A 26058-nucleotide genomic window follows, 5' to 3' on the forward strand; every position below is an offset into this window, starting at 1 on the left:
TTCCCTGACCCCTTGAGGGTCCTAAAGGGTTGTTCGAGACTAGAACGTTGATAGGCAGGGTGTGTAAGCGTTGTGAGGCGTTGAGCTAACCTGTACTAATTGCCCGTGAGGCTTAACCATACAACACCCAAAGGGTTTTGATGGACTCARAKWAGAACATTGAATGTGTATGAGAACGCATTAACAGCTTTCCGAATTATTCGATTTGCAAGCAAATCTCACCCTAAAGGGCCGCACTAAAGTGCGTTTGAATTTGCGAGCAAATTGATAAAGAATTTGCTTGGCGACCATAGCGTTGTGGACCCACCTGAYTCCATGCCGAACTCAGAAGTGAAACGCAATAGCGCCGATGGTAGTGTGGGGTATTTGCGAGCAAATTGATAAAGAATTTGCTTGGCGACCATAGCGTTGTGGACCCACCTGATTCCATGCCGAACTCAGAAGTGAAACGCAATAGCGCCGATGGTAGTGTGGGGTTTCCCCATGTGAGAGTAGGACATCGCCAGGCTTTAATTTCGTTATTCGTTTAAACGGGTAACAACATCATCAGTGTACTAATCTGACGATGACAATTTGTGGAGAGATGGCTGAGTGGTTGAAAGCACCGGTCTTGAAAACCGGCATACGTTAATAGCGTATCTAGGGTTCAAATCCCTATCTCTCCGCCACTATTAAGAAGCCCGTTGCTAGCGCAACGGGCTTTTTGCATTCCAAGAATTAAAAATACATTATCCTGATACATACTGTTTCTCAATAAAGAGTAGCCTCTGGAGGCGCAAGCACTGAGTACTGCACCCTCTATATCTTGCTTCTGAAGATACAAAAAAGCCGACATTGAATGTCGGCTAAATAAAAGCGAGTAAAAAGATTAAGCGCGGTTGGCGACTTTATCCTTAAGTTCTTTCTTCTCCGCATCTGAGATGAATGCCAGCTCTAATCCGTTGATCTGTGTCTGACGAATTTCATCTTGTGATAGACCGGCTTGAGGCGCTGCTACTTCGTATTCGTATGGTAGCTCAATGCCTTCTACCGCTGGATCATCAGTATTTAGACAGGCTAGCACGCCGTGATCCAGGAATTGTTTAATAGGGTGGTTGGCTAGTGACTCTACCGTACTTGTCTGGAAGTTAGAGGTTAGGCATGACTCAATACCAATGCGGTTTTCTGCTAGGTAATCCATTAGCTTAGGGTCGTGAATAGCTTTGACTCCATGACCAATACGAGTGGCTCCCAGCTCTTGAATTGCTTGCCACATGCTTTCGGCACCAGCAGCTTCACCAGCATGAACTGTCACATTCAGACCCGCATCTTTAACTTGAGTGAAGTGTTTAACAAAGCGATCGCCAGGCTGACCCAATTCATCTCCAGCTAAGTCAACAGCAACGATTTTATCTCTTTGAGTCAGAATTGCATCTAATTCTTGCTGACAAGCGTCAGTGCCAAAGGTACGGCTCATGATACCAATCAGGTTCGCTTTGATACCAAAATCACGTATACCAGCTTCCACGCCATCAACAACCGCTTCGACCACGCCTGCAACAGGCAGTTTGTGTTTCATTGCCATGTAATATGGAGAGAAGCGTAGCTCCGCATAATCGATCTGTGCATTCAGTGCGTCTTCAACGTTTTCGTAAGCAACGCGACGACAGGCATCCAGGTCACCAAGAACTGCCACTCCCCAATCGAGCTTTGAAAGGAAGGCTACCAAAGATGGTTCTGCTTCAACTATCTGTACATGCGGAGTGAGTGATTCGACATCATACGCTGGAAGTGCGACGCCAAACTGTTGACCAAGCTCTAAGATTGTCTTGGTGCGGATATTTCCGTCAAGGTGACGGTGCAAGTCTGTAAGTGGTAAGTTCTTGGTTATCATTATTGTAATTCCAGTTGTCTGAATTGCACTAAGTATAAGAATCAATGCCAGAAGTGTCAGTAAGCATTGCGCGTAAAACCGACTAATAGTGCTGATATTTATTTCATGTTCACTAGATCTGTTGGCCACTCTTCGAACGGTACTGGGTGGCTAAATAAGAATCCTTGACCTTGTGGGCAGTTAAGAGAGACGAGCATTTGTGCCTGCTCTGCGGTTTCGATGCCTTCAGCGACAAGATCAACTTTCATTCCTTGAGTCATGTTGATGATGGCAGCGACAATGGAAGTGTCGAGGTGCTCTTTTTCCATTTTCTGGACGAAAGTGCGATCGATTTTGAGGCAATCAAAGGGCAGCTTGTGTAGATATGCCAATGAGCTGTATCCGGTACCAAAGTCGTCGATAGCAATGTGAATACCAAGGTCACGTATTGATTGCATGTTATGAATAATCACCGGATCATTATCCACAATACGCGACTCTGTGATTTCCAACGTCAAGTTGTCGGCATTTAAACCTGATGACGTAAGTATTGAACGCAGTGATTCCCCTAAATCGGGGTTAGAGAGCTGTTTCACTGATAAGTTGACATGGAGGTGAAAATTCTTATCCCATTTGCCTTCTTCCATACCTTTCACGGTATCTTCACAGGCCTGAGTAAGTATTTGCTCACCAATTAAGCCAATTAAGCCACTCTCTTCTGCAATAGGAATGAAATCCAGAGGGGATATCAAGCCAGAGGTAGGAGATAGCCAGCGAGCCAGTGCTTCCGCGCCAATTACCTCGCCCGTGTTGAGATTGACGATTGGCTGATAAAATGGCACAAACTCGTTATGTTCTAGAGCATCCTTAATTTTGGCTTGCATCAGCGTGCGTTTGCGCGAAATATCGGCCATTTCAGGCTTGTAGTGACTGACCTGATTGAGGTCTTGCTTGGCGGTACTTAAGGCTATACTACCGTTGCGCAGCCATAGCGTCATACTGTTGTGTTCGCTCTCGGTTACAACACCGATCGCTACACTGACCACCACACTTTCCTGTTCCATGACGAAAGGTGCGGCAAACATTTGTTGAATTCTATGTGTAGCAAATGTGATTTGCTCACTATTGAGATGGTCAGTGAAGTAGATTGCAAACTCATCCCCACCAATTCTGGCCATGTAGCAGTCTTCATCAAACAGGGCTTTAAGTCTTTCTGCGATAATAACGAGTAGCTGATCTCCCTTGTAATGACCTAAGCTATCGTTAATATCACGAAATTTGTTGATCCCAATAAGCAGTAAGCAGCCATTCATTTTTGGCAATCCATCACAGGTATCGATAAAGCCTTCTCGGCTATAGAGTTTAGTCAGTGAATCAAATAACAATTGAGAGCGAAGGGCACGAAAAGACGCTTTGAGGTTGTTGGCCATTTCGTTAAAGGCGAACACTAACATGTTGGTTTCATAGATATACCCCGGTTTTGGCATGGTGCTATCCCAGTCACCTTTAGCCAAATGCTTGGCCGCAGCGGCTGTAGAAGTAATTGGGGTCACTATGCGATTAAAAGCGACTAGGCCAATCACGATGCCGATAAAGCTGGCAATGACACCAATGATCCAACTGTCTCTTTGACTTTCGGGCAATTGACCAAGTAGATCGGATTCAGATATAGCGACGCCGATGTACCACTTGAGGCCGAATTCATCGGTATAGGGCGTGATGTGATTGAAATAGCGTTTTCCATTAACATCCAAGCTGAAGCGATTGGTTTTTGGCGAGGAATGGAATTGGTGATTAAATGCATATTCTGCACTTTTTTTGACGATGGGATTTGAGCTTTCTGTTGCGAGTAGACGTTGGCCTTTATCACTTAATGGCGTTCCCCAAGAGACCACATTTCCCCCAGTTGAGTGAGCAACGAGCCTGCGTTCTTGATCAAATAGATAAATTGCTGCGCTGGTTTTTTCTTGTTGCTTCTTTAGGAACGTGTTGAAAGTGCCAATTTTGATATCGGCAACCACGACCCCCTGAAAACGTTGTTGCTGAAATACCGGAGTTAAGGCTGACAGGGTAATCTCTTGACGTTCATCGGCATTAGCATAAATTGACGACCACATAGGGACGCGGTTTTTTGCAACTGGCGCATACCAAGGGCGAATGCGAGGATCATAGCCTTCAAAGGCTGAACGAATATCGTCACTGACAACTTGTCCTCGGTATATAACCAATTTTTGTTCTGTGCGATCATCTTGAATCATCAAGGTGTAATTTTGGTTGGCTTCTTTGCGAAAACCAATGTATTCGGCGCCTTCGCCACCGAAGCCAATCACATCAAGTTGAGGGATTGAACGATACAAGTCATGGAAGCTAGTGAGAAGAAATTTCTCAATTACAGAGGTGTTCCCTTTCTCGTACAATTGGTTGAAGCCTATGTTGTGACTGAGGGATAAACTGGCCTGAAATGGTCGACTCAAAAAGTTATCTAGCTCTAGAGTAACGTTATCGGTGAGCGCAGTCAGTTGCTTGTCACTGATGTCCAAGACCATTTCTTCATAACTGCGCTTTTGCACAGTTACGATAACGCCAATTGTAAAGAGAAAAATCATTACAAAAGGGAGAACGACTGCGGTTCTTAATGTGATTTGCGTAGTTGACGACATGCTGTCCTTAAATACTTGAAACTAAAATCCGTATAGCAGGTTTGAGTCTGCAAGCAAACAGCCATAGTGCACTGGTGCTGACCCATAAAGCCCTAAAATGCTTACCAATTGTACAATGCGACAGGCTTTATGGAATACATTAATTGAGCTAGGTGTTAATAAAGCTCTTTTAGTTTTCGGGTTAACGTGTTTCTTCCCCAACCGAGAACTTTGGCTGCATCTTGCTTGTGGCCGTTGGTATGCTCTAAGGCTGCTTCCAAAAGTATACGTTCAAATTCAGGAAGTGCGTAGGTCAGCAATTCGGTATCCCCTTGAGAGAGAGACTGTCTTGCCCAGCTAGAAAGCTGCTGCTGCCAGCTCACATCTGTATCGAAGTGAGCGTTGGATTTCTCTTCCAATAATTCAGCTGGGAGATCAGCTGGGAGGATTTCACTCCCGCTTGCCATCACAGTGAGCCAGCGACAGATGTTCTCCAATTGCCTGACATTGCCTGGCCAGTTAAGCCTATTGAGCGCTTCAATTGCAGAAGGGTGAAGCGTTTTGACATCCACCCCTAGCTCCTCTGCGGCCAAGGCAAGAAAATGTAGAGTGAGTTTTTCAATGTCTTGTTTGCGCTCACGCAATGCTGGAATTTGAATACGTATAACGTTTAGGCGATGAAATAGATCTTCACGGAAATCGCCTTGATGCACTAATCTCTCTAGGTTTTGGTGAGTCGCAGCGACAATTCGGACATCCACTTTGATCGGAGAGTGACCACCAACGCGATAAAACTGGCCATCAGCAAGTACCCGTAGTAATCGAGTTTGAATGTCGAGTGGCATGTCACCAATTTCATCAAGGAACAATGTGCCCCCGTTCGCTTGTTCAAAGCGCCCTTGTCGGATGCTATTGGCTCCCGTAAATGCCCCTTTTTCATGCCCAAACAATTCAGACTCAATCAGGTCCTTGGGTATTGCCGCCATGTTAAGCGCAATAAATGGTTTGCTGGCCCTCGGGCTGTGTCGGTGTAGTGCATGAGCGACCAATTCTTTACCCGTTCCTGATTCACCGTTAATCAGGACTGAAATGGATGAACGAGATAACCGACCTATCGCACGAAAGACTTCCTGCATCGCAGGAGCTTCACCAATGATCTCTGGTGTATTGTAATCATTGGAATCTGAACTCGCTTGGTCGCGCTTTTGCTCCTGACTGTGCGCAATAGCACGTTCTACTAGTGTGAGCGTTTCATCGACATCAAAGGGCTTTGGCAGGTATTCAAATGCGCCTTTTTGATAGGCATTGACGGCGGCATCTAAATCGGAGTGTGCAGTCATGATGATCACCGGTAATTCGGGTGAACGGTCATGTACTTGTCTTAGTAGTTCGATGCCATCGATACCCGGCATACGAATGTCGGAGACCAGCACATCGGGCGTTTCACGTTCCAGTGCCAGTAAGACACTTTCAGCGTCGGAAAATGTATCGCACTTAATATTTGCTGACGAAAGGGTTTTCTCCATGACCCAACGGATGGAGCTATCATCATCGACCACCCAAACGTATCCTTTACTCATAACGAACTTATCCTTTCAGCAATGCAACTTACGTAAATTTAAATGGGCAGATATATGGTGAATGTGGTTCTGCCTGGCCAGCTTTCGACATCAATTTTGCCTTGATGCTGGTCTATTAGGTTCTGAGCGATTGATAAGCCCAGTCCTGTACCGCCTTCTCTTCCACTGACCATTGGATAGAAAAGGGTGTCTTGTAATTCTGCGGGGATGCCCGGCCCGTTGTCGATGATCTCTACCCGCGCAGCCAGCTTGCAGCGCTGACCATGAATATTGGTTTGATGCACTGTTCTGGTGCGAATGATGATATTGCCATTGTTATGCTTCTGCAGAATTTGCCCAGCATTACTGACAATATTTAAAAGCGCTTGCTCAATCTGATCCGAATCCATTAAGAATTCCGGCAAACTAGGGTCGTAGTCACGCTCGATGGTGACGGACCGATCGACTTCTAACTCGACTAGTTGACGTACTTTCTCCAATATCAGGTGGAGATTTTCTTGTTGTTTTTTGCCCGGCTTTTGTGGACCAAGCAGGCGATCGACTAAGGAACGTAATCGGTCCGCCTGTTCGATGATGATTTGGGTGTATTCCGTCAGGGATTGATCTGGCAGCATGCGTTCGAGTAACTGCGCCGCGCCGCGCAAGCCACCTAGCGGGTTTTTTATTTCATGAGCGAGCCCACGCACCAGTAGTTTGGCTGCTTGCTGTTGTGCGTGTTGATTCAATTCTTGCGATAAACGCCGTTGTTGACCAATCTTGCGCATTTCGACCAACAGCATGAGTTCTTTTTGCCAAGAGATCGGGCTGACCGTGACTTCGAGCATAAGCGGCTTACCATCTACCACAAAGGTGACGTCACTGTCGGTAATGCTTTGGCCGCTTTGTAGCGGCTGAGACAGTAGTGCTAAGTCCATAGAAGCGTGCTGGATGAGCTTGGACAACGGCTGGTCAACGATGCGTTTGGCACTTTGTGAAAACAACTGCTCCGCAGCTGGATTAGCATAACGGACTTGCAGTGATTCATTCATGATCAGTACAGACGTGACCTGATGATTGAGTATGATGTTATCGAGTTCGCTGCTCACTGTCGTCCCTCATCCTTGACCTTAAAATGTGCAATGCACCATTTTGGTGCGGTTACATTCCAAGTATGGCGCAATAACTCATGCAGAAGAAGTAAAAAGTCCATATATCATCGCTTTTAAGCACCATCATTGCTGATTGCACCGTCATGAACTGAATAATGCAATAAGCTTGCCGAGCATAAGATATTGAATAAAAAGATTTTTGTTAGTGGGTTAGATATAAAAAAGGCTCACGTTATCGGTGAGCCTTTCTAAGGAAGGAGTTAATCGACGGAGCGATTACACAGAGTAGTAAAGTTCAAACTCAAGTGGGTGAGTTGTCATGTTTACTTGCTCTACGTCCTGAGACTTAAGGCCGATGTAAGAATCGATAAAGTCGTCAGAGAATACGCCGCCAGCTGTTAGGAACTCACGGTCTGCATCTAGTGAATCTAGTGCATCTTTCAGTGAGTAAGCCACTGTTGGGATTTCTGCTGCTTCTTCTGCCGGTAGATCGTATAAGTCTTTATCCATTGCTTCACCTGGGTGGATTTTGTTCTTAATACCGTCAAGACCAGCCATTAGCATTGCTGCAAAACATAGGTATGGGTTAGCAGATGGATCACCGAAGCGAACTTCGATGCGACGTGCTTTCGGGCTTGGTACTACAGGGATACGAATAGAAGCACTACGGTTACGAGCGGAGTAAGCTAGCATTACAGGCGCTTCGAAACCAGGAACAAGACGCTTGTATGAGTTAGTCGACGCGTTTGCGAATGCGTTGATTGCACGAGCGTGTTTGATGATACCGCCAATGTAGTAAAGTGCCGTTTCAGATAGACCGCCGTACTTGTCACCCGCGAACAGGTTAACACCGTCTTTCGCTAGAGATTGGTGCACGTGCATACCAGAGCCGTTGTCACCAACTAGTGGTTTCGGCATGAAGGTCGCTGTCTTACCAAATGCGTGAGCAACGTTATGAACCACGTACTTGTAGATTTGGATTTCGTCTGCTTTTGAAGTCAGTGTGTTGAAACGAGTCGCGATTTCGTTCTGACCTGCAGTCGCTACTTCGTGGTGGTGCGCTTCTACAACTAGACCCATTTCTTCCATGATTAGACACATAGCAGAACGGATGTCTTGAGATGAATCGACAGGAGCTACTGGGAAGTAACCACCTTTCACGCCAGGACGGTGGCCTTTGTTGCCTTCTTCGTAATCAGAACCTGTGTTCCATGCTGCTTCCACGTCGTCGATCTTAAAGAAAGAACCTGACATATCAGTCGCGAATTTCACGTCGTCGAATAGGAAGAACTCTGGCTCAGGACCGATAAGTACGGTATCAGCCACGCCTGTAGAGCGCATGTAATCTTCAGCGCGTTTAGCGATAGAGCGTGGGTCACGATCGTAACCTTGCATCGTTGCAGGCTCAAGGATGTCACAGCGGATGTTTAGAGTTGCATCTTCAGTAAATGGGTCAAGTACAGCAGAGGATGCATCTGGCATCATAACCATGTCTGACTCGTTGATGCCTTTCCAGCCAGCAACTGAAGAACCATCGAACATCTTACCTTCTTCGAAGAAGTCTGCATCGATTTGGTGAGCAGGGATAGAGATATGTTGCTCTTTACCTTTTGTGTCGGTAAAGCGTAGGTCAACAAACTTAACTTCGTTTTCTTGGATCAGCGATAGAACGTTTTCAACTGACATCTTGGATAACCTCCAGTGTTATTAAAGCGGGTTAGCTCGATTGGTTTAACAAATCCAGCATTGATTAATTTCATTTCAATCGTATTAATCGATGCTGATTTAAATAAAGCCAAAACCGTGCCAAAAAAATTATTCCATTAATTTCAAGCAATTAATTGTTTAAGTGTCAGATTGGTGCAAAGTTCTGCACCAAAATGAACTAAGAATGCACCTTTGTGGTGCAACGTGCATGTGTTGCACCAATATGTAACAAAAGCGTATTCCATTCAGCCGCTATTCGTCATCTATGTCAACGCATAATTTCGTATATTCAGAGCGATATTGAGTTCGATCAAAGCACATTCATCAGAAAACCAGCGTATCAGATCACATATTTCTGGGTTTTTCGCTAAAATCTGGTACATTATGGCCGTTTTTTTAATCAAGTAAGCTCGCTTCATTCATCGACTATGTTTGAAGCGAGCTTCTACTATCGAGTGAATCAAATCCATGGCTACTCCACAGATTGATAAATTGAGAAATATCGCGATCATCGCGCACGTTGACCACGGTAAAACAACACTGGTTGATAAACTGCTACAGCAATCAGGCACTTTAGAGTCTCGCGGTGAAGCTGAAGAGCGAGTCATGGACTCGAACGACATCGAAAAAGAGCGCGGCATTACCATTCTTGCTAAAAACACAGCAATTAACTGGAATGACTACCGCATCAACATCGTAGATACTCCGGGACACGCGGACTTCGGTGGTGAAGTTGAGCGTATTATGTCAATGGTAGACTCAGTGCTGCTGATTGTTGACGCTGTTGATGGCCCTATGCCTCAGACTCGCTTCGTAACACAGAAAGCATTTGCTCACGGTCTTAAGCCAATTGTTGTTATCAACAAGATTGACCGTCCTGGCGCTCGTCCTGATTGGGTTATGGACCAAGTATTCGACCTATTCGACAACCTAGGTGCCACTGACGAACAGCTAGACTTCAAAGTGGTTTACGCATCAGCGCTTAACGGTTGGGCTTCTCTAGAAGAAGGCGAAACTGGCGAAGATATGGAACCGCTATTCGAAACCATCGTTGAAGAAGTGACAGCACCGCAAGTTGACCTAGACGGTCCACTACAGATGCAAGTTTCTCAGCTAGATTACAGCTCTTACGTTGGTGTTATCGGTGTTGCTCGTGTCACTCGTGGTAGCGTTAAGCCTAACCAACAGGTTACTGTTATCGGTGCGGACGGTAAGACTCGCAACGGTAAAGTGGGCACTGTAATGGGCTACCTAGGTCTTGAACGTCACGAAGTCGATCAAGCTAACGCAGGTGACATCGTTGCAATCACTGGTCTTGGTGAGCTAAAAATCTCCGATACAATCTGTGCACAAAACCAAGTTGAAGCGTTGCCAGCACTTTCTGTTGATGAGCCAACGGTAACCATGACGTTCCAAGTAAACACGTCTCCGTTTGCTGGTAAAGAAGGTAAATTCGTAACGTCACGTAACATCCTTGAGCGTCTAGAAAAAGAGCTAGTACACAACGTAGCACTGCGCGTTGAGCAACTCGATGATCCAGACAAATTCCGCGTATCAGGCCGTGGTGAACTTCACCTATCTATCCTGATCGAAAACATGCGTCGTGAAGGCTTCGAGCTAGCGGTTTCTCGTCCTGAAGTTATCATCAAAGAAGAAGATGGTCAGCTAATGGAACCGTACGAAACGGTAACTATCGATGTGATGGAAGAGCACCAAGGCGGCATCATGGAGAACATCGGCCTACGTAAAGGTGAGCTGACTGACATGTCTCCAGATGGCAAAGGTCGTGTACGTATGGACTTCATCATGCCTTCTCGTGGTCTGATTGGTTTCCAAACTGAATTCATGACGCTAACATCGGGTTCTGGTCTTCTTTACCACACATTCGATCACTACGGTCCACACAAAGGCGGCGAGATCGGTCAACGTATCAACGGCGTATTAATCTCTAACGGTATGGGTAAAGCGCTAACCAACGCATTATTCAACCTACAAGAGCGTGGCCGTATGTTCATCGGTCACGGTGTAGAAGTATACGAAGGCATGGTTGTTGGTATTCACAGCCGTGATAACGACTTGACGGTTAACGTACTTAAAGGTAAGCAGCTAACCAACGTTCGTGCTTCTGGTACTGATGATGCGCAGGTCCTTACTCCGCCAATCATCATGACGCTTGAGCAAGCACTTGAGTTCATCGATGATGACGAGCTAGTAGAAGTAACTCCTGAAAGTATCCGTATCCGTAAGAAGTTCCTAACGGAAAGTGATCGTAAGCGAGAAGCGCGTAACGCTAAGTAATTTCACTTAGTCGTTCTTTAAGCTATAAAGCCCTGAGTTGATACAACTTAGGGCTTTTTGTTATTACAGAGCAGTAAAAATGAAACCCATTATCGTTACTGGTGGTCCGGGGGCGGGTAAAACGACCTTAATTGAAGCGTTAGCTGAATATGGTTATGCCACTTTTTCTGAAGGATCACGTACGTTGATTGAGCAGCAGAGCCAACAACCAGAAGGGGTATTGCCTTGGACTGATCTGCCTGAGTTTGCCCGTTTATGCTTAGAGCTGATGGTGGAGCAAAAACTCACCGCTCAGCAATCGCAAGTCGCTTTTATGGATCGGGCTATTGCTGATATTGTTGCCTATCTTAAAGTGGGTGGCTGTAAAGTGGAGCAAGAGTTTCTAGCTCAAAGTGCTGGGTACCATAGTCAGGTGTTGAGTTGTCGACCTGAAGCCTCGATTTACGTTCAAGATGATGTGCGTCCTCATAGCTTTGAAGAGGCCATCGACATTCACGACATGCTAGTTAGAACCTATTCTGAGCTGGGTTATCAAGTGATAGAAGTGCCATGGGGAACCGTAAAAGAACGGGTAGCCTTTATTCGTCAGGTCACTGGTTTAGTGACTGAGGTGACAAACTAACACCTCCTCACTTGGAGGAGGTGTGAAAGGGCTACTTTTGATTGAGCTTTTTCAGGAACTTGTCTGATTCTGCGATCGCTGCATTCATGTCGTTGATCGCGTACTGGATATCTTGTTCTAAACTTGCGAATTCGCCTTGCAAAGACCCAATCGCACTTGCATTAAGGTTGTGCTTCAAGTAAAGCGTATTGTCACGCAATGTATTGAGCACTGGCGTCATTTTATCTTCTGCACGCTTCATTGCACTTAACATCGCCTTGTATGAACGCTGTGTTTCTTTCAGTTTCTGCTCACTGGTGCGACGAAGTTTGTCGCTGGTATAGAGATCCAGTTCGCTTTGCCATTCTGTAAAGAGTGCGTCCGACACATCTTCAATTGCGGCAATGCGATCACTCACTTCTTGCGCGGCTTGCTCGCTGTCTTGGTATTTAGCGTTGATTTTATTGTAGACGGCTTCTAGTTCACCACCGTTGAAGTTGGTCAGTGTCGACAGTGCTTCTAGTGCGCTGGTGAATTCTTGCTGGGCTTCTTGTTGTGACTGCTTGGCATCTTCAACACGATCTACCATGATATCGCGTTTGTGATAGCCTACTTGTTCCATAGCTGAGTAATAGGCAGATTGGCAGCCCGAAAGGGCAAAAATGGAGAGCATCAGCACCAGTAAGTACGGCATGATCGTGTCCTTTCCTTTAAAATGATGATGTTAGGATGGCGTAGTTGATAAGGAGATACAAGTTGAATATCGAACAACTGAGTAAGCAGAGCCTAAATTTCGGGCGCTATCTGTTCATTCGCATGGGACATGACAGAGTAAACGTTAATGCGGGGTATTTGGCTTACATTACCTTATTATCGATCGTCCCTATGTTGACGGTGTTGCTGTCAGTACTGTCTTCTTTTTCTGTCTTTGCCAATGCTGGTGACGTGATTCAAGATTTTGTTATTACTCATTTTGTTCCCGCAGCAGGGGACGCAGTTAAATTGGCTTTGTTTGAGTTTGTTGCCAACACTGGAAAGATGACCGCTGTAGGTGGTTTGTTTTTGTTTATTGCAGCGTTAATGTTGATTTCTAACATCGATAAAAATCTTAATTATATCTGGCGAGTACAACGTAAGCGCCGAGCGGTGTTCTCCTTTTCTATGTATTGGATGGTACTAACACTTGGTCCCATTTTGGTCGGTGCGAGTATCGCTGCAACGTCTTATGTGACGTCCCTTAAAATTCTTGACAGCGAAGCCATTTCTGGCGCTTATGATTTGCTACTGCGTTGGCTGCCTTTCTTATTGTCCTTTTTTGCTTTTATGGGCTTATATCTCTTAGTGCCAAACAAGAAGGTCTATGTGTCTCATGCAGTAGTTGGGGCGATTGTCGCAGCACTATTGTTTGAAGCGAGTAAGAAAGGCTTTGCCGCGTACATCACTCAATTTCCTTCTTATCAATTGATTTATGGCGCGCTAGCGGCCATTCCAATCTTGTTTGTGTGGGTGTATTTGTGCTGGCTGATTGTATTGGTTGGCGCTGAGGTAACGGCAGCGTTAGGTGAGCGAGAGCAGTGGAGTGAGGACCAAGAAATGGTACACTCTGCGCAAACGATGCAACCTCAGCAACAAGGAGTGGATAGTGATAGCGCTGATACAAAGAGTGAGTGAAGCCGCGGTACGTGTTGATGGTGAAGTGGTTGGCGAAATCGACCAAGGTCTACTTGTCCTGCTTGGTGTAGAAAAGGACGATGATGAAGCCAAAGCCAAGCGTCTGATGGAGCGTGTAACGACTTACCGAGTATTTGGTGACGATGATGGGAAGATGAACCTCAACGTGAAACAGGTTGATGGTAAAGTGCTGGTGGTGTCTCAGTTCACTTTACCTGCGGATACGAAGAAAGGTACCCGTGCGGGCTTTTCTCGCGGTGCACATCCCGAAGACGCTGAGCGTTTATACCACTATTTTGCTGACCAATGCGCACAGGTTCTACCAACTGAACGGGGGCGTTTTGCGGCGGATATGAAAGTATCTTTGATCAATGATGGCCCGGTGACCTTCTGGTTGCAGGTATAATGAGAAAGATAGGCTAGAAGGGTAACGTACAATTGTTACCGTTAAAAAAGGATTTTTATGTTTAAGCTGATCACGCCAAAAACGGAAAACCAACTCAACAAATATTATCATTTTCGCTGGCAGATGCTGCGCGAACCTTGGCGGATGCCGTTAGGTTCCGAGCGTGATGAATACGATCCTATGAGCCATCATCGTATGATAGTGGATGGCCGAGGACGCCCTATGGCGATTGGTCGACTTTATATCACGCCAGATAACGAAGCGCAGATTCGTTATATGGCGGTCAAAGGTAACCGTCGTAGTAAAGGCATGGGCTCGCTGGTGCTGGTGGCTCTGGAGTCGCTGGCGAGGCAAGAAGGGGCTAAGCGTCTGGTGTGTAATGCGCGTGAGGATGCCATTTCTTTCTACGAAAAGAACGGTTTTGAGCGCCGCGGTGAATTAACGGATGAGCGTGGCCCTGTGCGTCACCAGCAGATGGTCAAAAAGCTCGACCCGATGGCTAACGTACTACGTAAGCCTGAGTGGTGTACTGAGCTGCAAGAGCGCTGGGAGCATCAAATCCCTATTAGCGACAAGATGGGCATCAAGATCAATCAGTATACCGGCTATCAATTTGAGTGTTGTTCTCAACTCAATCCGAACTTAAACCCACATAATACGATGTTTGCGGGCTCAGCGTTTACCCTTGCGACCCTGACAGGGTGGGGGATGACATGGCTGCTGATGAAAGAGCGAGGTTTGAGTGGTGATATTGTGTTGGCTGATAGCCAGATCCGTTATCGTCACCCAGTGACTCAAAACCCGGTTGCTTCAACGTCTTTGGATGGGATCAGTGGCGACTTAGACCGCCTTGCCTCAGGCCGAAAGGCACGTATTGTCATTCATGTCACTATTCACAGTGGTGATACGGAAGCAGTAGAGTTTATCGGCACTTATATGCTGCTACCGAATTATAAATTGATGTTGGATTTGCCTGCGTCTTCATCTTCAGAAGAATGATTTTCTTCGCTGGCGGGTAAGGTAGATTCGACCTGCTCGCCACACACATCCTCAATTATATTGGTACGAGTGAATATATCGGACCACAATCTTTGGCAGTGATGCTTACTGGTAAAAATGAGTGTGCCAAATTGAGGTTTAGTCAGATCAATTTGTCCGGCAAGCTCTGCGCTTTCCCCGTCTGAAGAGACTTTAATTCGACCACGATCAACGTCTACTGCCACTTTATCAAGGGGCCAAAGCTGGAGGTGATTGGTTGCTCCATCTACGGTTTTCGCTTCCAAGGCACCATCATGCAGATAAGCATTGATTGAACCTGTTAAGCTGTGCGCCAGCATGGCGTAGTCACCTGAGAGTCCACTCAGTTCCAATTCGACTTCTGCCAGGCCCGCTAGTTTAAATGGCAGCTGTGCTTGAAGAAGTGGTTGATTGACCTGAAACCCATCGGTATGCAATGAAAGCTGCCAAGGTGCACTGGCTGATTGCCTTTGCCATTGTCCGCTTGCTTCAATATAGCCCTGATCCAACGGCACGAACGCGCGTTGTAAAGTAATGTCACCCTGCTGTGCAGTGGCGGTGAGTACTGCTTGTGTCGTCATCAGTTGCTCAATGCTGGCGTTGTTAACACTGACTTCTAGATGACCGTTGTGCAATCCTACCTGATTTTGATGAATCAAGGTGAGATTCTCTCCTTCGATATTCAAACCGGACACTTGCCAATAGGGTGAGCGTTCTACTTGTATCAGTTGTGCATTTTCGATGTCGAGATCAGCGATACTCAATGAGTGAAGTGGCTTCGACACATCGGAGAGTGTGCGGAGAAGCTGGTCTGTTTGTTCTAGCCATTTTACTCCGGAAACCTTGAGTTGATTCAAGGCTACTTTGTTTGGTGTGATCTTGCCGTTGAACTGGATTCTTCCTTGTTTGAAATCGGCATCAAACTCATCTACGGCGATTTGGTTAGCACTCAAGCCTAACCTTGCAGTTGGCGAAATGAGGCGAATTTGTTCGAAATCGGCACTTTCAGCATCAAAGGAGATGTAGCCATTCTCCTGTAACCAAAGCGGACGGTCGAGATAGAGATTTTCGAGGGATGCATCGAGCTGATTAAATTGCCACCCAGCATAGTGGATGTTGCTGCTGAGAAGATCGAGGCTATTTATGTGGTACACCGGTAGATTGAGAGATTTCAAGCGCGAGAGCAATTTTTCTGCTGAGGTGCTTGACGGCATTTCAAGCTTATTGACGGTGACATTGATCAATGACCAGCCTTGAGAAAATTGTTCAGCTTGACCTGAGATGTCAGCGCCGTGCCATTGGAAAGAGGCGCCATAGATGGTGCTGTCTTGGGCTTGATATTGAGCGTCGATCAGCAGGTTATCTAGAGCTTCTCCTTTAATATAAAGCTGTTGGGCGGAAAGCTGAACATCCCCATAGGGTAAGTACTGCTGTGCACTGCTCCATTGAGGTTGTGTGACTTGAAGGTTGACATCGCGGGCAGACCAGCCGGGAGCGGTGATATCGACGTGTTGTAGAGCCAGCTGTTCTAAGTTAACCGATTGTAGCAAGGGCGAATTGAAATCAGTCAGGTCGACAGTGGCCCCCTCAATCAAAACTGAATCCAAGCTGGCTTTATTGTTTTTCCACAGTGATGGGCTTAGCCAAAGTGTCAGTTTAGGAATGTGCAGTGCGTTTGATTCAGCACCGATTTCAACATCTTCTAATGTCAGTTGATACGGAGGTGTGTAGGATGCGCGTTGAGTAGTGATGGTATAGGGGGTTAGATTTTGTAGCATCCCGTTGACTACTTGGCTCGCATAGCTAGTGTTGAGCAGAACGAACAGGGCCAGTAGCGGTAAGCTGATCAGGCTGACAATTGCAATGGCAGTTAGCAGCAATGCTTTCTTCAAAATCTCGACCTTTCCTCTAAGTAATGTTGCTAGCTTGGAACATTTTTTCTTTTCAGGCAACAAAAAGCCCCTCCCAAGAGGGGCTTAGCTAAGCAATTGGTGGCGATATCACTAATCTAGCTGAGGTCCAGCGGCAACCAGTGACTTACCTTCAGCGTTATCGGTGTACTTATCGAAGTTGTTGATAAAGCGCTGTGCCAAATCCTTGGCTTTGCTTTCCCACTGCAGCGGGTCAGTGTAGGTATCGCGAGGATCTAGGATTGTTGGGTCAACGTCATGTAACGCAGTTGGAACTTCCAAGTTGAAGATAGGAATATGCTTCGTTTCCGCTTTCTCAATCGAGCCATCTAAGATCGCATCAATGATGCCACGGGTATCTTGAATAGAGATACGCTTACCACTGCCGTTCCAGCCAGTATTGACGAGGTAAGCTTCTGCTCCTGCCGCTTCCATACGTTTCACCAGTACCTCAGCGTATTTGGTTGGATGCAGGGTCAAGAATGCCGCGCCAAAACACGCTGAGAAGGTTGGAGTGGGTTCGGTAATGCCACGCTCTGTACCAGCTAGTTTTGCGGTAAAGCCCGATAGGAAATGATACTTGGTTTGTTCTGGCGTCAATTTTGATACCGGAGGTAGCACGCCGAACGCATCTGCAGATAAGAAAATCACCTTATTTGCATGGCCGGCTTTCGATACTGGTTTAACAATGTTTTCAATATGTTCGATGGGGTAAGACACACGCGTGTTTTCTGTTTTTGAGCCGTCATCGAAGTCAATGGAGCCATCACTGCGAACTGTTACGTTTTCAAGCAAAGCATCACGACGAATTGCATTGTAGATGTCCGGTTCGGCTTCTTTCGATAGCTTGATGGTCTTGGCGTAACACCCTCCTTCGAAGTTGAAGATACCATCGTCATCCCAGCCGTGCTCATCATCACCGATCAGCTCGCGCTTAGGATCAGTAGAGAGTGTGGTTTTACCTGTCCCTGATAGGCCAAAGAAGACTGCAACATCACCATTCTCTTTACACTTATTGGCGCTGCAGTGCATAGAAGCAATGCCTTTGAGCGGGAGGAAGTAGTTCATCATAGCGAACATACCTTTCTTCATCTCACCGCCGTACCAAGTGCCACCGATCAATTGCATGCGCTCAGTCAGGTTGAAAACTGTGAAGTTTTCAGAGTTCAGGCCGTGTTCTTGCCATTTCTGGTTGGTGCACTTCGCGCCATTCATGACGACGAAGTCAGGCTCGAATGTTGCTAACTCTTCCTCACTTGGGCGAATGAACATGTTCTTAACGAAGTGTGCTTGCCAAGCGACTTCAGTAATAACTCGGATGCTGAGGCGTGTATCTGGGTTGGCACCGCAGTAACCGTCAATCACAAAGACACGTTTACCTGAGAGTTGGTTAGTTACTTGTTCTTTGAGATCATTCCAGATTTCTTGAGTGATGGGTTTATTGTCGTTTTTGACTTTATCAGAAGTCCACCACATGTGTTCTTCTGTTGTTGCGTCTTTAACGATGTACTTATCTTTTGGTGAGCGTCCAGTAAAGATACCCGTGTCCACGGCGACTGCACCGAGCTCTGTGACTACCCCTTTCTCGTAGCCTTCCAGATCTGCGCGCGTTTCTTCTTCGAACAGCATTTCGTAACTTGGATTGCGGACAACCTCTTTTACGTTGTGAAGCCCGTGTTTGGTAAGATCAATTGTTGCAGCCTTTGCATGTTCCATAACGGTCATAGGTGCTCCTTGTAGGAATATTTTGTAGGGATTTTGTAATAATGTTTTGATGGTTATCTGCTCACCATGCTAGCAACGGGTCTCTGTGAAAACAGGGATATAGCTCAAAATTTATCCATGATTTCTATGGGGTTTTAAGCGACTCATCACATATTGGCCGAGATAGTGTATCGTGCACGCAAAGGATTGCGCTAGAGCAAGAAGGATTATTAATTGACTAAAATTAAGTGGTTGTTTTATTACGTTAAAGTCTAATGTTAACGGGGCTTTGATCACAAAAAGGCCAGCGATATGCTGGCCTTTTGACTGGTAAATTACGTGCTTCTTAAATTATAAAAATTAATGCAACGTTTTGTTGCCCGAATCAGTCTGATCGAACAGCTCTGCAACTTGAGCTTCATCAAACGTGTAATTCGTGCCGCAGTAATCACAATGTAAAGAAATTGAGCCAACCTCTGCCAAAATGTCATTGATTTCTGAGCGCTCGATAGTGACGATCGCGGCACCGCTGCGCTCGCGTGAACAGCCGCAGTGGAATGTCACTGGCTGTGGTTCAAACAGACGAACTTTCTCTTGGTTGTATAGACGGTAAAGCAGATCGTTGGCTTCAAGTGTGAATAGCTCTTCGTCTTTAACGGTATCTGTCAGTTGCTCTAGATGTTCAAAATCTTCAGGCGTTCCAGTACCATCTGGCATAACTTGGATCAGCATGCCAGCAGCATGCTGTTGACCTTGGTGTTCACCGAGGCGCAACCAAATACGAGTCTTTAACTGCTCTGAGTTGGCGAAGTAGCTTTCAAGAATTTCAGATAAGTTGTCACCATCTAGGCCAACAATACCTTGGTAACGTTCACCTTTCTTAGGATCGATAGTGATGACTAAGTGACCTTTGCCCATCATGTCATGAATGCTAGCGTCGTCAGCAATATCACCTTCCCAGCGCGCGACACCGCGAACTTTCTGGTCATTATCACCATTAATGACAGCCAGAGAAACTGGGCCATCGCCTTGCAGCTGCATAGTAATAGAGCCTTCGAACTTTAAGGTTGCAGTCAGCAGGGTTGTAGATACTAATAGCTCACCCAGTAGCTTCTGAAGTGGGGCTGGGTATTCCTTGCTGGAGATAATACGTTGGTAAGCGTCGTCCAATTGTACCAACTCGCCACGTACAGACAGGTCTTCAAAAAGGTAGCGATTTAAAACATTGTTTGCCATGTAAGCATTTCCTCGTACGTATGGTACTGATATCAGGCCAGTTTGGGCTGATACTTATTGATGTTTGAATTTGATGATGTCGCGACGCTGCTTTTTGTCAGGGCGACGATCTGGGCTTGGGTTATGGGCGTGAAGTTTGCGACGGGAGGCATTTTCTTCACGTTTAGCAAGGCTGTCTACCGTCTCTGTATAAAGAGTCTGAGCTTCCGGTGCGCCACGACGCTGATCGGAAATCTTTTCAATGATGACGGTTTTTTCCTCATGCCCCTGACGAAGCGTAATCATTGCGCCAAGCTCTACAGCTTTACTCGGCTTGCTGCGCTGGCCATTATAGTGAACTTTGCCGCCGTCGACCATATTTCGAGCAATGGAGCGAGTTTTGTAAAAACGTGCTGCCCATAGCCATTTATCAAGTCTAACTGCTTCAGTTTGGGAACCCATTGTGGATACTCGCCTCTAACTGGTGGTGAATCTTGTGCCAAATTATTGGTGTAACAATGGTGATGAAGCGCGCATTTTTCAAGGTATGTGGTAAAATTCCGCCGCTTTACATGTTAATCAGGCCGTTAGCTATTTAGCCTATTTCATATTTTGGTAGAATGCTTGGTTCAAATAAAAACTCTAATTATAGAGTACTTTGCTTGGTAAACAGTACCTTGCATGGCTTCGTCAGCTGGTGATCAAAAGGATTGTGAGTGAACATACGTGGTGTAATTCGACAGGACAGTTTCATAAAAAATCAGGACCGCCTGAGCTCAATGGCAACAGTGTTATTGTTAGGGCTGAGTGCTTGGGTGGCTGGTGCGATGATCTGGAAACCGATGGAATCGCAATCTGTGACGCCATGGCAGCCGACATTGGTTTCGGGCAGCGTGAGTAAAGGTTCAGGTTTGAACATTGCTGATCTGCAAAATAGTCACCTGTTTGGCCGTTACCAAGCACAACAAGCCCCTGTTGTGAAAAAGCCAGTGGTGACAGAAGCCCCAAAAAGTCGCTTGAATGTAATTTTGGTTGGTGTTGTGACGAGTACCGAGCCGGATAAAAACCTTGCAGTAGTTGCCAGTCGAGGTCAACAGGCCACTTATGGTATTGGTGAAGCACTGGAAGGAACTCGAGCGACGGTTGTACAGGTGTTGTATGACCGAATTATCGTCGATAACTCAGGTCGCAATGAAACAGTCATGTTAGAAGGGCTAAAATACACCAAAGATCCGCAGCCACAACCAAAGACCAAATCAATAAAAGCAGACGTTTCCGCAGATAAGCTGGAAGAAATTCGTTCTGTTATTCGCAAAGATGCCAAACAAATTTTCCAATATGTTCGCATGTCTCAAATAAAAAGAGACGGTGAAGTTATTGGTTATCGCTTAACCCCAGGTAAAGAGAAAGAACTATTCGAATCGGTTGGCTTACAGTCAGGGGATATAGCAACACAAATCAATGGCCAAGATCTCAGTAACCCTGCAGCGATGGGGGAGATCTTCAAAAATATGTCTCAACTTACCGAACTTAATTTAACGGTAGAGAGAGATGGCCAGCCTTATGAAATTTATATTGAATTATAAGAATGATGCAGATGCGTGAATCATTCCGAGGAGTAGAGAGTGAACCATTGGCTTAAAAAAAGCGCTTGGCTTTTAGCAGGAAGCTTGTTGACGTCACCTGCCGTTGTATTCGCGAATGAATACAGTGCGAGCTTTAAAGGCACAGATATTCAAGAGTTCATCAACATTGTTGGTCGGAATCTGGAAAAAACCATCATCGTTGACCCGTCAGTACGTGGCAAGATTGATGTTCGTAGTTACGATATGTTATCAGAAGAGCAGTACTACAGCTTTTTCTTAAATGTGCTCGAAGTCTATGGCTACGCTGTTGTTGAAATGGATAACGGTGTTATCAAAGTCATCAAGTCGAAAGACGCCAAAACATCAGCGATACCTGTTGTCGGTGATGGTTCCGTTCAAGGTGACGAAGTGGTCACTCGTGTCGTAGCGGTTCGTAATGTTTCGGTGCGTGAATTGTCCCCTTTGCTGCGTCAATTGAATGATAATGCAGGGGCGGGTAATGTGGTTCACTACGATCCTGCCAATATCATCTTGATTACCGGCCGTGCAGCGGTCGTTAACCGATTAGCCGACATCATCAAACGTGTTGACCAAGCCGGTGACAAAGAAATCGAAGTGGTTGAGTTAGACAATGCTTCAGCGGCCGAAATGGTGCGAATTGTTGAAGCGTTGAACAAGACTAATGACGCGAAAAGCACACCAGCCTTTCTTCAGCCAAAGCTGGTGGCCGATGACCGTACTAACTCCATCCTTATCTCCGGTGATCCTCAAGTTCGCCAGCGGTTGCGTAAGTTGATTAAGCAGCTGGATGTCGAGATGGCGACCAAAGGCAACAACCGTGTGGTGTACCTCAAGTACGCTAAAGCAGAAGACCTTGTTGATGTACTCAAAGGGGTGTCGGATAACCTTCAAGCCGAAAAGTCCTCAGGCACTAAGCAATCCTCCAGTGCCCAGCGCGGCGAAGTGATGATTTCAGCTCACCCTGGCACCAATGCGCTTGTTCTAACCGCGCCGCCAGATATTATGAATGCGCTGCAAGATGTCATTTCTCAATTGGATATTCGCCGTGCACAGGTGCTGATTGAAGCCCTGATTGTCGAAATGACAGAAGGTGACGGTATTAACTTAGGTGTCCAGTGGGGCTCGCTCGAAACTGGTGCGATGATTCAGTACGGTAATACCGGCACACCCATTGGCCAAGTGATGGTTGGCCTCGAAGAAGCCGAAGATCAGACAAGTACAGAGTATTACACTGATAATAACGGTAATCGAGTACCGTATGATGTGACTGAACCTGGTGATTATTCCACGCTAGCTTCCGCGCTTTCTGGCGTTAACGGTGCGGCCCTCAGTGTAGTAATGGGAGATTGGACTGCACTGATCAGCGCAGTATCAAGCGACACCAACTCTAACATTCTGTCTTCTCCGAGCATTACTGTGATGGACAACGGTGAAGCGTCCTTCATTGTCGGTGAAGAAGTGCCTGTCATTACGGGGTCTGCTGCAGGGTCAAACAACGACAACCCATTCCAGACGGTGGATCGTAAAGAAGTCGGTATCAAGTTGAAAGTTGTACCTCAAATCAATGAAGGCAACTCAGTCCAGCTCACCATTGAGCAAGAAGTGTCTAACGTGCTACCGGCAACCAGTAATGCTGCGGTGGATGTCAGTTTTGCTAAACGTCAGCTTAATACCTCGGTTATGGTAGAAGATGGCCAAATGATTGTTCTGGGTGGCCTGATTGATGAGCGTGCGCAAGAAAGTGAGTCTAAAGTACCGCTGCTTGGTGATATCCCGTATCTTGGCCGCTTGTTTAAGTCGACCAGTTCACAAATGCAAAAATCTAATCTGATGGTCTTCATCAAGCCAACCATCATTCGTGATGGTATGACGGCAGACGGTATTACTCAGCGTAAGTACAACTTTATTCGTGCTGAGCAGCTTTACAAAGCGGATCAAGGCCTGAAGCTGATGGAAGATGCTCGAACACCGGTACTGCCTAAGTTTGGTGAAGAGATCAGTCACCCAGCAGAGATTCAAGCCTTCCTTGACCAAATGGAAACTCAGTGATGGATGAAATAGCCACATTTCGTCGCTTACCATTCAGCTTTGCCAATCGCTTCAAATTGGTTCTTGAGCCAACAGAACAGGGACTCACTCTCTACTATGTTGCGCCATTGGCATTTGAAGCCTTGATTGAAGTGAAGCGCGTGGTGGGTGAACAGTTTGAGTTGCGTGAAGTGTCGAAAGATGAGTTTGACTCCAAACTGACGGAAGCCTATCAGCGTGACTCCTCAGAAGCCCGTCAGCTAATGGAAGATCTTGGTGCAGATAATGATGACTTTTTCTCGTTAGCGGAAGATCTCCCACAGGATGAAGACTTGCTCGAGTCGGATGACGATGCACCAATCATCAAACTTATCAATGCCATGCTCGGTGAAGCGATCAAAGAAGGGGCGTCGGATATTCACATCGAGACCTTCGAAAAAGCGCTTTCCATTCGCTTCCGAGTGGATGGTGTGTTGCGCGATGTACTATCACCAAGTCGCAAGCTTGCACCGTTATTAGTTTCTCGTGTTAAGGTCATGGCCAAGCTGGATATTGCGGAAAAACGTGTGCCTCAAGATGGCCGTATTTCACTGCGTATTGGCGGGCGAGCTGTTGATGTGCGTGTGTCAACCATGCCGTCTTCTCATGGTGAACGTGTGGTTATGCGTTTGCTTGACAAGAACGCCACTCGACTGGACTTACACAGTCTAGGCATGACGCCGGCTAACCATGAAAACTTCCGCAGCATGATTGAGCGTCCTCACGGCATCATCTTGGTCACTGGTCCTACGGGCTCAGGTAAATCGACCACCTTGTATGCTGGCCTTCAGGAGCTTAACAGCAATGAACGTAATATCCTGACCGTTGAAGACCCGATTGAATTCGATATTGATGGTATCGGTCAGACACAGGTCAATCCCAAAGTAGACATGACCTTTGCTCGTGGTCTGCGCGCTATATTACGTCAGGATCCAGATGTTGTGATGGTCGGTGAGATCCGTGACCTAGAAACAGCGCAGATTGCTGTTCAAGCTTCTTTGACCGGCCACCTAGTAATGTCGACCTTGCACACTAATACGGCAGTGGGGGCGATTACTCGCTTGCGTGATATGGGGATTGAACCATTCCTGATTTCTTCTTCATTGCTTGGCGTGCTTGCCCAGCGCTTAGTTCGAACACTGTGTCCAGACTGTAAAGTGCCTTACGAGGCAGATAATGAAACCAAAAAGTTGTTTGAACTGTCGAGCGATGATGAGCTGACACTATACAAAGCTAACGGCTGTGAGCACTGTAACCACAAAGGCTACCGTGGGCGTACCGGTATTCATGAACTCCTAGTCGTGGATGAGCAGGTGCAGGAAAAAATTCACAGCGAAGCGGGAGAGCAAGCGATAGAAAAAGCCATCCGTGAGTACACACCAAGCATTCGTGAAGATGGTTTGAGCAAAGTGCGTCTGGGTATTACGTCTCTCGAAGAAGTGATTCGGGTGACTAAGGAAGGCTAATGGCAGCGTTTGAATATAAAGCCCTCAATAAGAAAGGCAAAACCCAGAAAGGGGTAATTGAAGGTGATAACGCTCGTCAGGTCCGAGCTAGGCTCAAAGAACAAGGGCTGATGCCCGTTGAAGTGAGTGAAACACGCCAGAAAGCGAAAAAGCAAACGGAACAGGCAGGGTTGACGTTTAAACGTGGTATCAGTACGCCTGATTTAGCATTGATCACTCGTCAGCTGGCGACTTTGGTGCAATCTGGCATGCCTTTGGAAGAGTGCCTTAAAGCCGTATCGGAGCAGTCGGAGAAACCGCGTATTCGCACTATGTTATTGGCGGTACGTTCTAAAGTTACCGAAGGTTACACCTTGTCGGACAGTCTGGCGGATTTTCCGCACATCTTTGATGATTTGTTCCGTTCTATGGTGTCTGCTGGTGAGAAATCGGGCCACTTAGATGCGGTGCTAGAGCGACTAGCTGATTACGCTGAAAATCGCCAGAAAATGCGTTCCAAGTTGCAGCAGGCAATGATTTACCCTGTTGTGTTGGTGGTGTTTGCGATTGGTATTGTCGCCTTTTTGCTCGCGGCAGTAGTACCGAAAATTGTAGGTCAGTTTGTGCAGATGGGGCAGGAATTGCCTCAATCGACACAATTTCTACTCGCGTCTAGTGAATTCATTCAGAATTGGGGGATTCAGATTCTGGTGGCTTTGACTGCCGTTGTATATCTGTTTAAGTTTGCCCTTAGCAAACCGAATTTGCGTCTGAGCTGGGATCGAAAAATCGTTCATATGCCTATGATTGGCAAAATCTCCCGCGGCCTCAATACATCGCGTTTTGCGCGTACGTTGTCGATCTGTACTTCCAGTGCGATTCCGATTTTAGATGGCATGAAAGTGGCGGTGGATGTGATGTCTAATCATTATGTTAAACAGCAGGTGCTGAGTGCGACAGATAATGTTCGTGAAGGGGCAAGCCTGCGTAAGTCACTTGAGCAAACCAAACTCTTCCCGCCGATGATGCTGCATATGATCGCCAGTGGTGAGCAAAGTGGTGAATTGGAAAGCATGCTGACTCGCGCGGCTGATAACCAAGATGCTAACTTTGAATCAACGGTCAATATCGCCTTAGGTATTTTCACTCCAGCATTAATAGCACTGATGGCTGGCTTAGTACTGTTTATCGTAATGGCGACCCTGATGCCAATTTTAGAAATGAACAACTTAATGAGTGGATAGTCATACT

The 26058-nt window shown here is 46.4% G+C and carries 19 protein-coding genes, 1 tRNA gene and 3 rRNA genes; 13 read left to right on the plus strand and 10 right to left on the minus strand.

Annotated features, from left to right (window positions below; all coding sequences use genetic code 11):
• The 4 genes from L1D15_RS13435 to L1D15_RS13450 all read left to right on the plus strand — a co-directional run.
• Window positions 1-120 (plus strand): 23S ribosomal RNA (locus L1D15_RS13435); the annotation flags it as partial.
• Between the two features lie 159 nt (window positions 121-279).
• Window positions 280-374, plus strand: a 5S ribosomal RNA gene (gene rrf / locus L1D15_RS13440).
• An 18-nt stretch (window positions 375-392) separates the two neighbouring features.
• Window positions 393-508: ribosomal RNA gene (rrf, locus tag L1D15_RS13445) — 5S ribosomal RNA — on the plus strand.
• Between the two features lie 69 nt (window positions 509-577).
• Window positions 578-668: transfer RNA gene (locus L1D15_RS13450), tRNA-Ser, on the plus strand.
• Window positions 669-868: 200 nt separating this feature from the next.
• Here the strand turns inward: L1D15_RS13450 and add are convergent.
• The 5 genes from add to glnA all read right to left on the minus strand — a co-directional run bounded on the left by add (window position 869) and on the right by glnA (window position 8845).
• Window positions 869-1873 (minus strand): adenosine deaminase, encoded by a 1005-nt coding sequence (gene add, locus L1D15_RS13455; RefSeq protein ID WP_239876106.1) that lies wholly within the window; start codon window positions 1871-1873, stop codon window positions 869-871.
• A gap of 98 nt (window positions 1874-1971) precedes the next feature.
• Window positions 1972-4512 (minus strand): EAL domain-containing protein, encoded by a 2541-nt coding sequence (locus tag L1D15_RS13460; RefSeq protein ID WP_239876107.1) that lies wholly within the window; start codon window positions 4510-4512, stop codon window positions 1972-1974.
• 155 nt (window positions 4513-4667) lie between these two features.
• The gene (gene glnG, locus L1D15_RS13465) at window positions 4668-6071 is read right to left on the minus strand and encodes a nitrogen regulation protein NR(I) (protein ID WP_239871717.1); all 1404 of its coding nucleotides are present in this window, start codon (window positions 6069-6071) and stop codon (window positions 4668-4670) included.
• Window positions 6072-6109: 38 nt separating this feature from the next.
• The gene (gene glnL, locus L1D15_RS13470; RefSeq protein WP_239876108.1) at window positions 6110-7156 is read right to left on the minus strand and encodes a nitrogen regulation protein NR(II); all 1047 of its coding nucleotides are present in this window, start codon (window positions 7154-7156) and stop codon (window positions 6110-6112) included.
• Between the two features lie 279 nt (window positions 7157-7435).
• Window positions 7436-8845 (minus strand): glutamate--ammonia ligase, encoded by a 1410-nt coding sequence (gene glnA, locus L1D15_RS13475; RefSeq protein ID WP_206375592.1) that lies wholly within the window; start codon window positions 8843-8845, stop codon window positions 7436-7438.
• A 489-nt stretch (window positions 8846-9334) separates the two neighbouring features.
• Between glnA and typA the strand changes: the two genes are divergently transcribed.
• Window positions 9335-11164 carry a translational GTPase TypA gene (gene typA / locus L1D15_RS13480; RefSeq protein ID WP_006957230.1) on the plus strand — a complete coding sequence of 610 codons (1830 nt, stop codon included), beginning with the start codon at window positions 9335-9337 and terminating at the stop codon, window positions 11162-11164.
• 79 nt (window positions 11165-11243) lie between these two features.
• On the plus strand, window positions 11244-11786 hold the full coding sequence (locus L1D15_RS13485; protein WP_239876109.1) for an AAA family ATPase: 543 nt from the start codon (window positions 11244-11246) through the stop codon (window positions 11784-11786).
• A gap of 31 nt (window positions 11787-11817) precedes the next feature.
• On the opposite strand, the gene L1D15_RS13490 is transcribed toward L1D15_RS13485, so the two are convergent.
• Window positions 11818-12459 carry a DUF2959 domain-containing protein gene (locus L1D15_RS13490; protein WP_239837869.1) on the minus strand — a complete coding sequence of 214 codons (642 nt, stop codon included), beginning with the start codon at window positions 12457-12459 and terminating at the stop codon, window positions 11818-11820.
• Between the two features lie 62 nt (window positions 12460-12521).
• On the opposite strand from L1D15_RS13490, the gene L1D15_RS13495 reads away from it, so the two are divergent.
• Genes L1D15_RS13495 through L1D15_RS13505 form a run of 3 tightly spaced genes read left to right on the plus strand, consistent with a single transcriptional unit; the run spans window position 12522 to window position 14841 of the window.
• Entirely contained in the window at window positions 12522-13436 is a 915-nt protein-coding gene (locus tag L1D15_RS13495; RefSeq protein WP_239876110.1) for a virulence factor BrkB family protein, read from the plus strand.
• Window positions 13408-13842: a D-aminoacyl-tRNA deacylase gene (gene dtd, locus L1D15_RS13500; RefSeq protein WP_239876111.1), complete on the plus strand. Its 435-nt coding sequence runs from the start codon at window positions 13408-13410 to the stop codon at window positions 13840-13842. Before L1D15_RS13495 ends, dtd begins: the two co-directional genes overlap by 29 nt.
• 57 nt (window positions 13843-13899) lie before the next feature.
• The gene (locus L1D15_RS13505) at window positions 13900-14841 is read left to right on the plus strand and encodes a bifunctional GNAT family N-acetyltransferase/hotdog fold thioesterase (protein WP_239876112.1); all 942 of its coding nucleotides are present in this window, start codon (window positions 13900-13902) and stop codon (window positions 14839-14841) included.
• On the opposite strand, the gene L1D15_RS13510 is transcribed toward L1D15_RS13505, so the two are convergent.
• From L1D15_RS13510 to hslR, 4 genes are all read right to left on the minus strand, one after another.
• A complete protein-coding gene (locus L1D15_RS13510) occupies window positions 14793-16751 on the minus strand; it encodes an AsmA family protein (RefSeq protein ID WP_239876113.1) in 1959 nt (652 codons plus the stop codon). The genes L1D15_RS13505 and L1D15_RS13510 overlap by 49 nt on opposite strands.
• A gap of 111 nt (window positions 16752-16862) precedes the next feature.
• Entirely contained in the window at window positions 16863-18494 is a 1632-nt protein-coding gene (gene pckA / locus L1D15_RS13515) for a phosphoenolpyruvate carboxykinase (ATP) (protein ID WP_239837873.1), read from the minus strand.
• 339 nt (window positions 18495-18833) lie between these two features.
• Entirely contained in the window at window positions 18834-19709 is an 876-nt protein-coding gene (gene hslO, locus L1D15_RS13520; RefSeq protein ID WP_239871737.1) for an Hsp33 family molecular chaperone HslO, read from the minus strand.
• Window positions 19710-19763: 54 nt separating this feature from the next.
• Complete coding sequence (gene hslR / locus L1D15_RS13525; protein WP_239871739.1) at window positions 19764-20150, minus strand: ribosome-associated heat shock protein Hsp15; 387 nt, start codon at window positions 20148-20150, stop codon at window positions 19764-19766.
• Window positions 20151-20404: 254 nt separating this feature from the next.
• Between hslR and gspC the strand changes: the two genes are divergently transcribed.
• From gspC to gspF, 4 genes are read left to right on the plus strand one after another with little or no spacing between them, the layout of a single operon-like run.
• Window positions 20405-21274: a type II secretion system protein GspC gene (gspC, locus tag L1D15_RS13530; protein ID WP_239871742.1), complete on the plus strand. Its 870-nt coding sequence runs from the start codon at window positions 20405-20407 to the stop codon at window positions 21272-21274.
• Window positions 21275-21313: 39 nt separating this feature from the next.
• Window positions 21314-23344, plus strand: a complete 2031-nt coding sequence (gspD, locus tag L1D15_RS13535) for a type II secretion system secretin GspD (protein ID WP_239871745.1) — start codon at window positions 21314-21316, stop codon at window positions 23342-23344.
• A complete protein-coding gene (gene gspE / locus L1D15_RS13540; RefSeq protein WP_239876114.1) occupies window positions 23344-24828 on the plus strand; it encodes a type II secretion system ATPase GspE in 1485 nt (494 codons plus the stop codon). The genes gspD and gspE overlap by 1 nt, the downstream gene beginning before the upstream one ends.
• Entirely contained in the window at window positions 24828-26051 is a 1224-nt protein-coding gene (gene gspF, locus L1D15_RS13545; RefSeq protein WP_239871754.1) for a type II secretion system inner membrane protein GspF, read from the plus strand. Before gspE ends, gspF begins: the two co-directional genes overlap by 1 nt.
• Window positions 26052-26058: the final 7 nt, after the last annotated feature.

The organism is Vibrio sp. Isolate25 (assembly GCF_022398025.1).
Lineage (GTDB): Bacteria > Pseudomonadota > Gammaproteobacteria > Enterobacterales > Vibrionaceae > Vibrio > Vibrio coralliilyticus_A.

What these genes read in the sequence shown, in the direction of transcription:
- add (WP_239876106.1), bottom strand. Translation starts at nt 1,873, where the DNA reads ATGATAACCAAGAACTTACCACTTACAGACTTGCACCGTCACCTTGAC.
- L1D15_RS13460 (WP_239876107.1), bottom strand. Translation starts at nt 4,512, where the DNA reads ATGTCGTCAACTACGCAAATCACATTAAGAACCGCAGTCGTTCTCCCT.
- glnG (WP_239871717.1), bottom strand. Translation starts at nt 6,071, where the DNA reads ATGAGTAAAGGATACGTTTGGGTGGTCGATGATGATAGCTCCATCCGT.
- glnA (WP_206375592.1), bottom strand. Translation starts at nt 8,845, where the DNA reads ATGTCAGTTGAAAACGTTCTATCGCTGATCCAAGAAAACGAAGTTAAG.
- typA (WP_006957230.1), top strand. Translation starts at nt 9,335, where the DNA reads ATGGCTACTCCACAGATTGATAAATTGAGAAATATCGCGATCATCGCG.
- L1D15_RS13485 (WP_239876109.1), top strand. Translation starts at nt 11,244, where the DNA reads ATGAAACCCATTATCGTTACTGGTGGTCCGGGGGCGGGTAAAACGACC.
- L1D15_RS13490 (WP_239837869.1), bottom strand. Translation starts at nt 12,459, where the DNA reads ATGCCGTACTTACTGGTGCTGATGCTCTCCATTTTTGCCCTTTCGGGC.
- L1D15_RS13505 (WP_239876112.1), top strand. Translation starts at nt 13,900, where the DNA reads ATGTTTAAGCTGATCACGCCAAAAACGGAAAACCAACTCAACAAATAT.
- pckA (WP_239837873.1), bottom strand. Translation starts at nt 18,494, where the DNA reads ATGACCGTTATGGAACATGCAAAGGCTGCAACAATTGATCTTACCAAA.
- hslO (WP_239871737.1), bottom strand. Translation starts at nt 19,709, where the DNA reads ATGGCAAACAATGTTTTAAATCGCTACCTTTTTGAAGACCTGTCTGTA.
- hslR (WP_239871739.1), bottom strand. Translation starts at nt 20,150, where the DNA reads ATGGGTTCCCAAACTGAAGCAGTTAGACTTGATAAATGGCTATGGGCA.
- gspE (WP_239876114.1), top strand. Translation starts at nt 23,344, where the DNA reads ATGGATGAAATAGCCACATTTCGTCGCTTACCATTCAGCTTTGCCAAT.
- gspF (WP_239871754.1), top strand. Translation starts at nt 24,828, where the DNA reads ATGGCAGCGTTTGAATATAAAGCCCTCAATAAGAAAGGCAAAACCCAG.